This is a genomic window from Pseudomonas sp. S2_B10 (assembly GCF_054668425.1).
This window is the reverse complement of sequence record NZ_CP162768.1, coordinates 4390760-4404004: the sequence shown is the minus strand read 5'-3', so window position 1 is coordinate 4404004 and position 13245 is coordinate 4390760. Positions and strand designations below refer to the sequence as shown.

Sequence of the window (13245 nt, the reverse complement as noted above, 5' to 3'; positions counted from 1 at the left end):
CTGAAGGACTCAGGTGCTCCAACCCTTCACGCTTCCGTTTCGTAGTCGGTCTCCAGCTGTGCACCAGGTTGTCATCGGAAGACACCATTTGATCACCGGAGGATCACCTCATGATCACGCGCCGCACCACTGCACCCGATTGGGACGCCAAGGCGTACCAGCAGTTTTCGCGTCTCAGACAACGTCCGGTCAACGAATTGCTCGACCGCGTCGACCTGCACAACCCGCAACGCATTTACGACCTCGGCTGCGGCACCGGCATTGCCACGCAGTTGTTGGCCAAACGCTGGCCGCGCGCGCAGTTGCAGGGCGTCGACAGCTCCGCGCAGATGCTCGATGAGGCACGCTGCCTGCCGATCCGGGCGCTGTGGAAACATTGCGACCTGCTTGATTGGCAACCTGAGCAACCGGCGGATCTGCTGTTCGCAGCCGCCGTGCTGCACTTTATCGAAGGCCATGAAAAACTGCTGCCGCGCCTGCTCGGTTATCTGAATCCCGGCGGCTGTCTGGCGGCGCACATGCCGGACTGGCGCGATGCGCTGTGGTATCGGCTGATGCTCGACACCCTCGAAAACGGCGGCCCCGGTGGCACACCACTGGGCACACCTGAACTGCGCCAGCGCATGGCGGCGCGGCCGTTATTGGCACTGGAGGATTACTATCGGTTGCTCGCGCCCATGACTACGTCGCTGGATATCTGGGAGACCGAGCAGTTGCAGGTGGTTGACGGCAAGTCGCCGGTGTATGACTGGGTGAAGGTCTCGGCGCTGCGGCCGGTGATGCAGGCGTTGAGTTCAGCGGAACAGGCGCGGTTTATCTATCACTACCTGATGCGGGTGCATGAGCATTATCCGCAGGAGGGGGATGGGCATACGTTGTTTGCATTCAAGCGAATATTTATTGTCGCCAGGGTGTGATTCGTTACGGCCGCTACCGCTTTCGCGAGCAGGCTCGCTCCCACAGGGAAATGCATTCCAATGTGGGAGCGAGCCTGCTCGCGAAGGCGTCAGTGCAACAACCTCACTCGCGGGATTCAACCCCGAGTTCATCCCACACCGATTCGGCCAGATGAAACGTCGCGTTCGCCGCCGGTATGCCGCAGTAGATTGCGCTCTGCATGATCACTTCCTTGATCTCGCCACGGCTCACACCATTATTGGCCGCCGCACGCAGGTGCAGTTTCAGTTCGCCCTCGCGGTTCATGCCGATCAGCATGGCGATGGTGATCAGGCTGCGGGTATGGCGGGGCAGGCCCGGGCGGGTCCAGATGTCGCCCCAGGCGTGGCGGGTGATCATTTCCTGGAACTCCGAGGTGAACTCGGTCAGGGTGGTCAGGCTGCGATCGACGTGGGCATCGCCCAGCACCGCGCGGCGGACTTGCATGCCTTCGTCGTAACGTTGTTTCTCGTCCACAAAATCTTCCTCACTGAGCCTGCAAAAACGCCAGCACACGGTCGCTGAAATCGGCGCCGGCCTGCACGTTGGACAAATGCGCCGCATGGAACTCGGCGTACTCGGCGTCGCGCACATGGTCGCGAATGAAGTGCCCGCCGGACGGCGGCGTCACCGCATCTTCGCTGCCGGCAATCACCAGCAACGGCACGTTGATCGAAGCCAGTTGTTCACGAAAATCGGCATCTCGCACGGCCGCGCAGTTGGCCGCATAACCTTGTGGATTGGTCGCGGCGAGCATGTCGGTAATCTTCTTCGCCGCCTCGGGATGCGCTGCGGAAAAGTCTGGGGTGAACCAGCGCGCAATCGAGGCATCACGCAGTGCGACCATCGCCGCCGGGCCGTCACGCAACACGGTTTCGATGCGTGGATTCCATACCGACGGATCGCCGATTTTCGCCGCCGTGTTGCACACGATCAATTTGTGCAGACGATGCCCGGCATTGATCCCCAGCCACTGACCGATCAGCCCGCCCATCGACAGCCCGCAGAAATGCGCGCGCTCGATGTGCAGCGCATCGAGCAGACCGAGTACGTCATGGCCCAATTGCTCGATGCTGTACGGCCCTTCGGTGACCAGCGATTGCCCATGGCCGCGCGTGTCGAAACGCAGCACGCGGTAATGCTCGGCGAACGCCGGCATTTGCGCGTCCCACATGTGCAGGTCGGTGCCCAGCGAGTTGGACAGCACCAGCACCGGCGCAGCGGCCGGGCCTTCTATTTGATAGTGCAGTTCGCCATCGGCGAGTTGAACGAAAGCCACAGCCCTCTCCTTCAGACAGTCAAAGCGTTGTGTTCAGCCACCGCGCGCTCGACCCAGACTTGCGCCTGGCCAAGGTAATGCGCGGGGTTGAGAAGATCATCGAGTTCAGCGCCACTGAGTTCGGCGGTGACTTGCGGCTCGTCAGCGAGCACCGCACGCAGATGGCGCTGCTCGGCCACCGCGCGTTTGCAGCACTGTTCGAGCAGATGATGCGCGGTGTCGCGGCCGACGCGTTGGGCGAGGACGATGCTCACCGCTTCGGCCAGCACCAGGCCTTGGGTCAGTTCGAGGTTGCGGGCCATGCGCGCCGCGTCGACTTCCAGACCGTCGGCCAGCAAACGCGCCTGTTGCAGCGAACCGGACACCAGGCAGCAGATCTCCGGCAAGGTTTCCCATTCGGCGTGCCACAAACCGAGACTGCGTTCGTGTTCCTGCGGCATCGCGCTGAACAGCGTCGACACCAGCCCCGGCACCCGCGTGGCCGCGCCGATCAGCACCGCCGCGCCGACCGGGTTACGTTTGTGCGGCATAGTCGAAGAACCGCCCTTGCCCGGTGCGGCGGGCTCGAACACTTCCGCCGCTTCGGTCTGCATCAACAGGCTGATGTCGCGGCCGAATTTGCCGAGGCTGCCGGCGATCAGGCCAAGCACCGCGCCGAACTCGACGATGCGGTCACGCTGGGTATGCCACGGTTGCTCGGGCAGGGTCAGTTGCAGTTCCTCGGCCAAGGCTTCGGCAATCGGCAACGCCTGTGCCCCCAGCGCCGCGAGCGTGCCGGAGGCGCCACCGAATTGCAGCACCAGCAGACGTGGCTTGAGTTGTTGCAGACGCTGACGGCTGCGCGTGACGGCACCCAGCCATCCGGCGATTTTCATCCCGAGGGTCACTGGCGTCGCGTGTTGCAGCCAGGTGCGACCGGCCAGTGGCGTGGTGGCGAAACGTTGTGCCTGAGTGGCGAGCGAGTCGGCCAGTTGTGCCAGTTGGTTTTCGATCAGCGCCAGCGCCTGGCGTAATTGCAGGACCAGCCCGGAATCCATCACGTCCTGACTTGTCGCGCCCAGATGCACATAGCGCTCGGCTTCGGCATCGCTCGAGGCGATCTGCTTGCCCAAGGCCTTGACCAGCGGAATCGCTGAATTGCCGGCCGTGGCAATCGCCTCGCCCAGCGCTGCGAAGTCATACAGACCGGCGTCGCACGCTGCGGCAATCGGCGCCACAGCGGATAAAGGAATCAGCCCGACCCGCGCCTCGGCCCGAGCCAGCGCCGCTTCGAAATCGAGCATCGCCTGCACCCGGCCCTGATCGCAGAACACTTCGCGCATATCGCGGGCGGTGAAGTAGGCATCGAACAATTGATTGCCCGGTCGCTGAGTCATAAACAGTCCTTGCCGGCGCGGGCCTCGCAGCCCGCGCACATGGGTTTACAGATCGTGGTGCAGATACTTCGCCTGCTTGGGCAAACGCAGGCTGAACAGGAAAGCCACCGCCATCATCGCCGTGACGTACCAGTAGAAGGCGTTTTCCATGCCGCCAGCCTTGAGGCTCAAGGCAACGAATTCCGCCGAACCGCCGAAGATTGCATTCGCCACCGCGTAAGCCAGGCCGACACCAAGCGCGCGGACTTCCGGCGGGAACATCTCGGCTTTTACCAGACCGCTGATCGAGGTGTAGAAACTCACGATCGCCAGCGCCAGGGTGATCAACACGAAGGCGATGAACGGGCTGCTGATGCTTTTCAGGCTGAGCAGAATCGGCACGGTGAACAGCGTGCCAAGCGCGCCGAACCAAAGCATCGAATTACGCCGGCCGATCTTGTCGGCGAGCATGCCGAACAACGGCTGCATGCACATATACAGGAACAGCGCGCCGGTCATGATGTAGCTGGCGGTCTTGGCGTGCATCCCGGCGGTGTTCACCAGGTATTTCTGCATGTAGGTGGTGAAGGTGTAGAAAATCAGCGAGCCGCCAGCGGTGTAGCCGAGCACGGTGATGAACGCCGCTTTGTGATCGCGGAACAGTGCAGTGATGCTGCCGGCGTCTTTATGCGCACGGGTTTCCTTATTGGTGGTTTCCTTCAGCGAACGACGCAGGAACAGCGAAATCAGCGCCGCCACCGCACCGACCACGAACGGGATCCGCCAGCCGTAGGCACGCAGGTCTTCTTCAGTGAGGAACTGTTGCAGCACCACCACCAGCGACACCGCCAGCAATTGGCCGCCAATCAGCGTCACGTACTGGAACGAGGCGAAGAATCCGCGCTGACCCTTGAGCGCGACTTCGCTCATGTAAGTCGCGGTGGTGCCGTACTCGCCGCCGACCGACAGACCTTGCAGCAAACGCGCGAACAGCAACAGCACCGGTGCCCAGACGCCGATGTCCTTGTAGGTCGGCAGGCAGGCAATCAGCAGCGAGCCGAAGCACATCATCAGAATCGAGATGAGCATCGAGTTCTTGCGCCCGTGCTTGTCAGCGACCCGGCCGAAAATCCAGCCACCAATCGGCCGCATCAGGAACCCGGCGGCGAACACGCCAGCGGTGTTGACCAGTTGCACAGTGGGGTTATCGGAAGGGAAGAACGCCGGGGCAAAATAGATCGCGCAGAAGGCGTAGACGTAGAAGTCGAACCATTCGACGAGGTTGCCGGAGGAAGCGCCGACGATGGCGAAGATGCGCTTGCTGCGCTCTTCGCCGGTGTAGTGAGAGGTGGTGGTTGTCATTGTTTTTTCACTCGATAGGGACAGTCACAGTCTAGACATACTTTGCAACAGTCCCGTTCCACATCGGATCATCACCCACGTCTGGATCAGCCTTTGTGGCGAGGGGATTTATCCCCGCTCGAGTGCGAAGCACTCGCAAATCAGATACACGCGGTTCATCTGAATACCGCGCCGACTGGTTTTTGGGGCTGCTTCGCAGCCCAGCGGGGATAAATCCCCTCACCACAGGGACTCTGTCCTGCAGGGGATTTGGGGTGTTCTCTCAATAATCGAAGAACACCGTCTCGGCATCGGTGCCCTGCAGAACCACATTCCACTGGTAAACACCCGACGCATCCGCCTTGGCCAGCAACGTCTGGCGACGCTCCGCCGGCACGCACTCGAGCAACGGGTCAGCAACGTTTGCCGGTTCGCCCTCGAAATAAATCCGCGTCAGCAAATGCTTGACCAGACCACGGGCAAACACCAGCACCACCAGATGCGGCGCTTGGGTCGAGCCTTTCAACCCTGGCACGGTGCCCGGTTTGATCGTGGTGAAACGGAAGCGCCCTTCGGCATCCACCGGCACCCGGCCGAAGCCTTCGAAATTCGGGTCGAGCGGTTTGTCCTGCTGATCTTCCGGGTGGTCGTACTTGCCGGCGGCGTTGGCCTGCCAGACTTCGAGCATGGCGTCGTTGACGACATCGCCATTGCCATCCACCACTTGGCCGGTGATTGCCACGCGCTCGCCGAGGGTCAGCTCGTTGGCCAGGGTTTCGCGGTTCAGCCAGGTCAGGCCGATGTGGTAATACGGCCCGACGGTGTGGGACGTGGTCGCATAGAGCGTCATCTTATTTCTCCATCGGCGTGGCTTCACGGCCGCGCAGCACGATGTCCCAGCGGTAACCGAGGGCGTAGGACGGAATGGTTTTTTCCAGATCGAAACTGGCGATCAGGCGTTCCTTGGCCGAAGTGTCCGGCACGCAGTTGTAGATCGGGTCATACGCCAGCAGCGGATCACCGGGGAAGTACATCTGCGTGACCAGACGCGTAAGAATGCTCGGCCCAAACAGGGAAAAGTGGATGTGCGCCGGGCGCCAGGCGTTGTGGTGGTTGCCCCACGGATAGGCGCCGGGCTTGATGGTCTGGAACTGGTACCAGCCATCGGCATCGGTGACGGTGCGGCCGGTGCCGGTGAAGTTCGGGTCCAGCGGCGCGTCGTGCAGGTCGCGGGCGTGGTTGTAGCGGCCGGCGGCATTGGCCTGCCAGATCTCCACCAGAATCCCCGGCACCGGCAGACCGTCTTCGTCGAGCACGCGGCCGTGAATGATGATGCGCTCGCCCAGCGGCTCGCCGTCGTGCTGCGAGGTGAGGTCATTGTCCTTCTCGGCAACGTGTTCGGCACCGATGGTCGGCCCGGTGATTTCCGACAGCGAGTGCGGCAGGTGCACCAACGGCTTGGACGGCGAGCGCAGGTTGGTGGATTGATACGTCGGGTGCAGGTAGTCAGGCTGAGTGCCTGCCTGTGGGCGACGGTAACCAGGCTTGTCAGTCATTTCGCTTTCCTCAGTTCTTGTAAGTGCCGCAGCGCGTCAGACACGTTCGATGGCCAGGGCCAGACCCTGGCCAACACCGACGCACATGGTCGCCAGACCTTTCTTGCCGCCAGTCTTTTCCAGATGATGCAGGGCCGTCAGCACCAGCCGCGCACCGCTCATACCCAACGGATGACCGAGGGCAATCGCGCCGCCATTCGGGTTGACCTGCGGCGCGTCATCCGCCAGCCCCAGTTCACGCAGTACCGCCAGACCTTGGCTGGCAAACGCTTCGTTGAGTTCGATCACGTCGAAATCGCTGACCGCGACGCCAAGGCGCTCGGCGAGTTTGCGCACCGCCGGCACCGGGCCGATGCCCATCACCCGTGGTGCGACGCCGGCGCTGGCCATGCCGAGCACTTTTGCGCGAGCAGTCAGGCCGTGTTTTTTCACCGCTTCGGCTGACGCCAGAATCAGCGCAGCAGCACCATCGTTGACCCCGGAGGCATTGCCGGCGGTGACGGTTTTGTCCGCGCCGTTGACCGGTTTCAACTTGGTCAACGCTTCAATCGTGGTATCGGCGCGCGGATGTTCGTCCTGGCTGACCACGGTTTCGCCCTTTTTGTGGGCGATGCGCACTTCGACGATTTCTTCAGCAAAGTAACCGGCAGCCTGCGCGGCGGCGGTACGTTGCTGACTGCGCAAGGCAAAGGCGTCCTGATCTGCGCGCGAGACCTTATAGTCGTCGGCGACGTTGTCAGCAGTTTGTGGCATGGCATCGACGCCGTACTGCGCCTTCATCAGCGGGTTGATGAAACGCCAGCCGATGGTGGTGTCTTCCAGTTTCATGTTGCGCGAAAACGCCGCGTCGGCCTTGCCCATCACGAACGGCGCGCGGGACATCGATTCGACGCCACCGGCAATCGCCAGCTCCATTTCGCCGCTGGCGATCGCACGGAATGCAGTACCGATCGCGTCCATGCCCGAAGCGCAGAGGCGATTGAGCGTAACGCCGGGCACGCTGTCCGGCAGACCCGCCAGCAGCAGCGCCATGCGCGCAACGTTGCGGTTGTCTTCGCCGGCCTGGTTGGCGCAGCCGAGGAACACCTCATCGACGGCGTTCCAGTCCACCGATGGATTGCGCTCCATCAGGGCCTTGATCGGCACGGCGGCCAGGTCGTCGGCGCGCACGGCGGACAATGCGCCACCGAAGCGGCCAATGGGGGTGCGAATCGCGTCGCAGATATACACGTCACGCATCATGCTTCTCCCGGTGCCTGACCGTGGGCGGCAGCGGTGCGCGCTTCAAGATCACGCAGCGCCGTCAGCTCGACTTCGGTCGGCTCAGCGGTGGTTTCAACAGAGTCGGCAAAACGGATCGCCCAACCGGTGGCGGCGACCACTTGCTCGCGGGTCACGCCCGGATGCAGCGCGGTGACCACAAATTCGTGGGTGCCCTCCTCCGGTTCCATGATGCACAGGTCGGTGATGATGCCCACCGGCCCGGCGCCCGGCAGGCCCAGACGTTTACGCGAATCGCCGCCCTCGCCGTGACCGACCGAGGTGATGAAGTCGAGTTTGTCGACAAACGAACGCGCCGACTGTTTAAGGATGATCAGCACGCTTTTCGCCGAACCGGCAATCTCCGGCGCGCCACCGGCACCCGGCAGGCGCACTTTCGGCGCGTGGTAGTCGCCGACTACGGTGGTGTTGATGTTGCCGAAACGGTCGACCTGCGCGGCGCCGAGGAAGCCAACGTCGATGCGCCCGCCCTGCAACCAATAGCGAAAAATCTCACCGGTCGGCACCACGGTGTCGGCGGTCTCGGCCAGCTCACCGTCACCGATGGACAGCGGCAGTACGCTCGGCTTGGCGCCAATCGGGCCGGATTCGTAAATCAGCACCACGTCCGGCGATGAAGTCAGGCGCGCGAGGTTGGCGGCTTTCGATGGCAGGCCGATGCCGACGAAGCATACCGAGCCGTTCTTCAGGCGCCGGGCCGCCGCGACGGTCATCATTTCATTGGTGGTGTAAGTCATTACTTGGCCTCCGAAGCAGCGGCCAATTTGGCCTGGAATTCGCTGAAGTCAGCGCAGCCATGGATGTATTCGTTGATCCACGCGGTAAACGTCTCACGGTCGCGAGCGATCGGGTCCCACGCCTGATAGAAACGATTGTCACGCTCGGTGTAACCGTGGGCGTAGGACGGATGCGCGCCACCCGGCACGTGGCATACCGCGCTCAAGGCCCAGGTCGGCAGTACGCAAGCGTTCATCGGTGCGTTGAGGTCATCGACGATCTCTTCCACCGTGACGATGCAGCGCTTGGCCGCCAGCGCGGCTTCTTTCTGCACACCGAGAATGCCCCAGAGCAGCACGTTGCCTTTGCGGTCGGCCTTTTGCGCGTGGATCACGGTGACGTCCGGGCGCACCGATGGCACTGCCGCCAGCACTTCGCCGGTGAACGGACAGGTCACGGTTTTGATCAGCGGATTGACCTTCGGCAGGTCGGAGCCGGCGTAGGCACGCAGCACCGCGAACGGCAGGCCGGACGCGCCGGCAACGTAGGCGTTGGCGAGGTCGGCGTGGCTGTGCTCTTCGATTTCCAGCGGATGCGGCCATTGTTTCTCGACCGCGTCACGCAGACGGTGCAGCGAGCCCACGCCCGGGTTGCCGCCCCAGGAGAAAATCAGTTTGCGCGCGCAACCGGCGCCGATCAGTTGGTCGTAGATCAGGTCAGGCGTCATCCGCACCAGCGTCAGATCTTTCTTGCCTTGACGAATGATTTCATGACCCGCTGCCGTAGGGATCAGGTGAGTGAAGCCTTCGAGGGCGACGGTATCGCCGTCGTTGACGAATTGCTTCACCGCGTCGTGCAGCGAAAGGATCTCAGCCATGGAGCGGGCTCCTGTTCTTGTAAGGAATCGCCAGTGATAAAAAGGCGCGAGGTTCAGCGCCGGAGTCACTGAAGATTAAGCTCGGGAAAATCGCCAAACAATCCGATAATCGACTGAGTGTTCGTTTATCGAACGGATTGTTGTTCAGCTAACAATCAGATCAAAAGCTTCGCGAGCAGGCTCGCTCCCACCTTGGAATGCATTCCAGAATGTGGGAGCGAGCCTGCTCGCGAAGGGGCCAGCCTGTTCAATAACGATCTGCGCCCGATTCAGGTCGCATCCGCATGACTGACCATGCCCTTGATCAACACCGCCGCCGTCGCCAACCCCGCCGGGATCACCAGCGCGGTCAGCACTTGCTCGAAATTCCAGCCCAGGCCGAGCAAGGTTGCGCCCATCCACGCGCCAAGAATCGCGCCGAAGCGGCCGATGCCGAGCATCCACGACACCCCGGTCGCGCGGCCTTGCGTCGGGTAGAAGCGTGCTGCCAATGACGGCATCGCCGATTGCGCGCCGTTGACGCACATGCCTGCCACCAGCACCAGCGTCGCCAGCAAGGTGATGTTGCCCAGGCTTTGCCCTACCGCGTAGGCAAACACCCCGGCCAGCAGGTAGAAAATGCCGATGACCTTGTGCGGATTGAAGCGGTCCATCGCCCAGCCCACCCCGACCGCGCTCAACACGCCGCCAAACTGGAACAACGCACCGATGAACGCGGCCTGTTCCATGCTCGCGCCGCTGTCGCGCATCAGCGTCGGCAGCCAACTGGTCAGCAGGTAGACGATCACCAGGCCCATGAAATAGGTCAGCCACAACAGCAGGGTGCCGGTGCTGTAAGTGCCGGAGAAGATCACCGCGAAGACATTGCGCGCCTTGACGGTTTTCTGTTCCGGCACGCTGAAGCTCGCAGCCTGGGCGACGGTAATTGGATCGATCGGTGCCAAGGTCTTGCGAACTTTGTCGGTGCCGCGGTTGCGTACCACCAGGTAGCGCGCCGACTCCGGCAGCCAGAACACCAATACCACGGCGAGGATCAGCGGCAGGATCCCGCCGATCATCAACAGCGCGTGCCAGCCGAACGCCGGGATCAGTTTTGCCGAGATGAAACCGCCGCCGGCCATGCCGAGGTTGAAGCCGCAGAACATGCTGGTCACCAGCAGCGACTTCTTGCGCTCCGGGGTGTATTCCGAGAGCAGCGTCGTGGCGTTGGGCATGCCCGCGCCGAGACCGAGGCCGGTGAGGAAGCGCAACACCAGCAGTTGTTCAACGTTGGTGCTGTAAGCCGAGGCCAGGCTGAAGCCGCCGAACAGAATCACCGCACCGACGAGTACGACTTTGCGCCCGAAGCGGTCAGCCAAAGGGCCGGAGCCGAGCGCGCCGAAGACCATGCCGATCAGCGCGGCACTCATCACCGGGCCGAGGCTGGCGCGGTCGATGCCCCAATCCTGCGACAGCGCCGGGGCGATGAAGCCCATGGCGGCGGTGTCGAGGCCGTCGAGAAATACGATCAGGAAACACAGGATCACCACTCGCCACTGATAGCGCGAGATCGGTTGGGCGTTGATAAAGGTCTGCACATCGAGGCAGTTACCCACAGCGGACTGAGGCTGGTTCATTATTTTTATTCCACGCAAAAAACGCAGTCGAACGGCGGCCGGCCAAAGGAAGGCACGGTCACAAGAATAGAAGGTTGTTATCAGGCGTTGCGGTGAACCCGGCAACAACGGGTGGGATACAAACAGTCGGGGAGCGAGCGCATGGTGAGTTGCCTCTTGTCATTATTATGGGGTCGACAGTCCGGCGAGCTCATTCACATCAGCGCCGGATGACGCTGCCGCGACATTAATGATCCGAGGGTTTTAGCGTCAATTCGATAAACGCAACACTGTGCGTTTATCGAACAGCTTCCTCAGGCGAACAACTGCGCACTGAGGTCGCGACTGGCGCTGAGCAGGCCGGGCAAGAAGCGCTGCTCCAGCTCGGCGCGGCTGACTCGCCCGGCGTGGGTGCTGACATTCAGCGCGGCGACCACTTGCCCGGAGGCGTCGTACACCGGCACAGCGATCGAGCGCAGGCCCTGTTCCAGTTCCTGATCGACAATGCACCAGCCCTGCTGACGCACCTGCTGCAAACATTCGAGCAACGCGTCCGGGGTATGAATGGTGCGGCTGGTCTTGGCCACCAGTTCGGCGTGGTCGAGGTATTCGCCCAAGGAGGTGTCATCCAGTGCCGCTAGCAGAATCCGCCCCATCGACGTGCAATACGCCGGCAACCGCCCACCGACGGAAAGGTCGACCGAGATCAATCGCTGAGTGGTCGCCGAACGCGCGATATAGAGAATGTCATCGCCCTCCAGCGTCGCCATGTTGCAGGCTTCGTGCAATTGCTCGCTCATACGGTCGAGATACGGCTGTGCGGAAACGGCCAGCGGGGTTGAGGACAGATAGGCGTGGCCGAGGGTCAGCACTTTCGGCAGCAGCGAATAGGTGCGCCCGTCGGTGGTGGCGTAGCCGAGTTTGATCAGCGTGTGCAGGCAACGGCGCACGGCGGCGCGGGGAATTTCCGTGCGATGACTGATCTGCGCGATGGTCAGGTGGCGTTTACGTTCCTGAAACGCCTGCACCACCGCCAGACCACGGGCCAGGGAGGTCATGAAATCCGGATCACCGGTCAGCGCCTGAATGCGCTTGGCCGGCGAAGCGACGATGGGCGGCGCCACCGACGTGAAGGAGTTGCGCATTTGATCGTTCATTTCTTGTCCTTGTCCGGCACGCATCGATGCCTAGTCAAACGGCTCGCCGCGCGATGCACAAGCATCGCGGCGCCAACATTGGGCGATTATCGAACCGCCGACCGATAATCGCAATCCAGCCGCCCGCCCTCCTCTTCATCCTTGAGGCAGCTTTAGCGATTCTGCTCGCAACTTAGTTGTTCCAGTTAATGGCGCCAAAAACAGAACGCCTGTTCTATAACGCGGTCTTTACACTTAACTAGCGGTAAAAGTTGCCGGTAACAAAACCCTCACACATTCAGAACCGTTTTTAACTTGGCAAAGATAGTCATTCCCGAATCGGCCGCTATAATGCACCCTAGTCGCGGCGCTTTAATCAAAAGCCCGCGACTTGCTGAAACGAGGTCCTTCGTCTCAGCTCCGGCCAGCGCCCGGCGCCCATCACACATGCAACGCCAGCGCTCGCTGAAACAGGAAACTGATGCTGCGTCAGTTTTTATCTGGTGCCGTAGCCGCCTGTAACACGGAAGTCTTGATCGCCTCTCCAATGCCACCCGGCCTGATCGGGCTGTGGATGACTGGCGGGCTCGCTCAATTGACTCGTTGCAGTGTGTTTCACCGGATATTCAATTCAACTCATACAGGTAGCACCGTGACAAAAGACGAACTGCGCGCGGAACTAGAGCGCCAGGAACAACGTTACAAGGAAGTTTACGGCGGGGAAGTCACCACCTACGCCGCTCAGCCGGAACCGGAACGCAAGGCATGGCGCAAGCGCCCTACTGTTCAGGATCAGGTGTTCAAGCAGGAAATCGAAAAGATCGAAAAGGAACTCAAAGCCGAAGAGCCATGAGCCACGGCGGTTGAGCATTCGAAAGTCGGCGTCCGCCTGAGCCACAGCGCGGTGGAAGACGACACCTCGCGCGCCCGCTACCTGCGGGCAGCGGCTGCATCGCTGTTCTGGGGCTTATGAACGAGCGTCCCACAGGTTTCAGAGATATTTCAGACAAGCGTTTGAGCCTTTGCGATGTCTGAAAAAACGGCTCGAAAATATAGTTTATTCAATAAAATCAAGTAGTTGAAAAACCCTGCGTGCTGCTTGGTTTTCACGCCCTGCAACAAATTAAATCGAAGAAGGGTGTGACCAGTGAGCAGACGGGGCATCGATTTCC

The 13245-nt window shown here is 61.6% G+C and carries 13 protein-coding genes; 2 read left to right on the top strand and 11 right to left on the bottom strand.

Annotation, left to right across the window (positions count from 1 at the left end):
* Positions 1–110 precede the first annotated feature (110 nt).
* Positions 111–917 carry a methyltransferase domain-containing protein gene (locus AB4O45_RS19635; RefSeq protein WP_252879564.1) on the top strand — a complete coding sequence of 269 codons (807 nt, stop codon included), beginning with the start codon at positions 111–113 and terminating at the stop codon, positions 915–917.
* A 103-nt stretch (positions 918–1020) separates the two neighbouring features.
* Here AB4O45_RS19635 and pcaC read toward each other — a convergent pair whose 3' ends face one another.
* From pcaC to pcaR, 11 genes are all read right to left on the bottom strand, one after another.
* The gene (gene pcaC / locus AB4O45_RS19630) at positions 1021–1413 is read right to left on the bottom strand and encodes a 4-carboxymuconolactone decarboxylase (protein WP_460160445.1); all 393 of its coding nucleotides are present in this window, start codon (positions 1411–1413) and stop codon (positions 1021–1023) included.
* A gap of 10 nt (positions 1414–1423) precedes the next feature.
* Positions 1424–2215 carry a 3-oxoadipate enol-lactonase gene (pcaD, locus tag AB4O45_RS19625; RefSeq protein WP_305382359.1) on the bottom strand — a complete coding sequence of 264 codons (792 nt, stop codon included), beginning with the start codon at positions 2213–2215 and terminating at the stop codon, positions 1424–1426.
* An 11-nt stretch (positions 2216–2226) separates the two neighbouring features.
* Positions 2227–3591 (bottom strand): 3-carboxy-cis,cis-muconate cycloisomerase, encoded by a 1365-nt coding sequence (locus AB4O45_RS19620; protein ID WP_150742363.1) that lies wholly within the window; start codon positions 3589–3591, stop codon positions 2227–2229.
* 45 nt (positions 3592–3636) lie between these two features.
* On the bottom strand, positions 3637–4932 hold the full coding sequence (locus AB4O45_RS19615) for an MFS family transporter (protein WP_460160444.1): 1296 nt from the start codon (positions 4930–4932) through the stop codon (positions 3637–3639).
* A 262-nt stretch (positions 4933–5194) separates the two neighbouring features.
* Positions 5195–5761: a protocatechuate 3,4-dioxygenase subunit alpha gene (pcaG, locus tag AB4O45_RS19610; RefSeq protein WP_076566302.1), complete on the bottom strand. Its 567-nt coding sequence runs from the start codon at positions 5759–5761 to the stop codon at positions 5195–5197.
* Position 5762: 1 nt separating this feature from the next.
* On the bottom strand, positions 5763–6467 hold the full coding sequence (gene pcaH, locus AB4O45_RS19605) for a protocatechuate 3,4-dioxygenase subunit beta (protein ID WP_150742360.1): 705 nt from the start codon (positions 6465–6467) through the stop codon (positions 5763–5765).
* A 36-nt stretch (positions 6468–6503) separates the two neighbouring features.
* Positions 6504–7709 (bottom strand): 3-oxoadipyl-CoA thiolase, encoded by a 1206-nt coding sequence (pcaF, locus tag AB4O45_RS19600; protein ID WP_191622378.1) that lies wholly within the window; start codon positions 7707–7709, stop codon positions 6504–6506.
* Complete coding sequence (locus tag AB4O45_RS19595) at positions 7706–8485, bottom strand: CoA-transferase subunit beta (protein WP_016771341.1); 780 nt, start codon at positions 8483–8485, stop codon at positions 7706–7708. Before AB4O45_RS19595 ends, pcaF begins: the two co-directional genes overlap by 4 nt.
* Entirely contained in the window at positions 8485–9342 is an 858-nt protein-coding gene (locus tag AB4O45_RS19590) for a CoA transferase subunit A (RefSeq protein WP_073475850.1), read from the bottom strand. Before AB4O45_RS19590 ends, AB4O45_RS19595 begins: the two co-directional genes overlap by 1 nt.
* Before the next feature lie 269 nt (positions 9343–9611).
* Positions 9612–10958, bottom strand: coding sequence for a 4-hydroxybenzoate transporter PcaK (locus AB4O45_RS19585; RefSeq protein ID WP_041478919.1), 1347 nt, complete (start codon positions 10956–10958; stop codon positions 9612–9614).
* A gap of 293 nt (positions 10959–11251) precedes the next feature.
* A complete protein-coding gene (gene pcaR, locus AB4O45_RS19580) occupies positions 11252–12094 on the bottom strand; it encodes a pca regulon transcriptional regulator PcaR (protein ID WP_016771343.1) in 843 nt (280 codons plus the stop codon).
* Positions 12095–12725: 631 nt separating this feature from the next.
* Here pcaR and AB4O45_RS19575 point away from each other — a divergent pair.
* Positions 12726–12926 (top strand): hypothetical protein, encoded by a 201-nt coding sequence (locus AB4O45_RS19575; RefSeq protein ID WP_008080067.1) that lies wholly within the window; start codon positions 12726–12728, stop codon positions 12924–12926.
* The last annotated feature ends 319 nt before the right edge of the window (positions 12927–13245 follow it).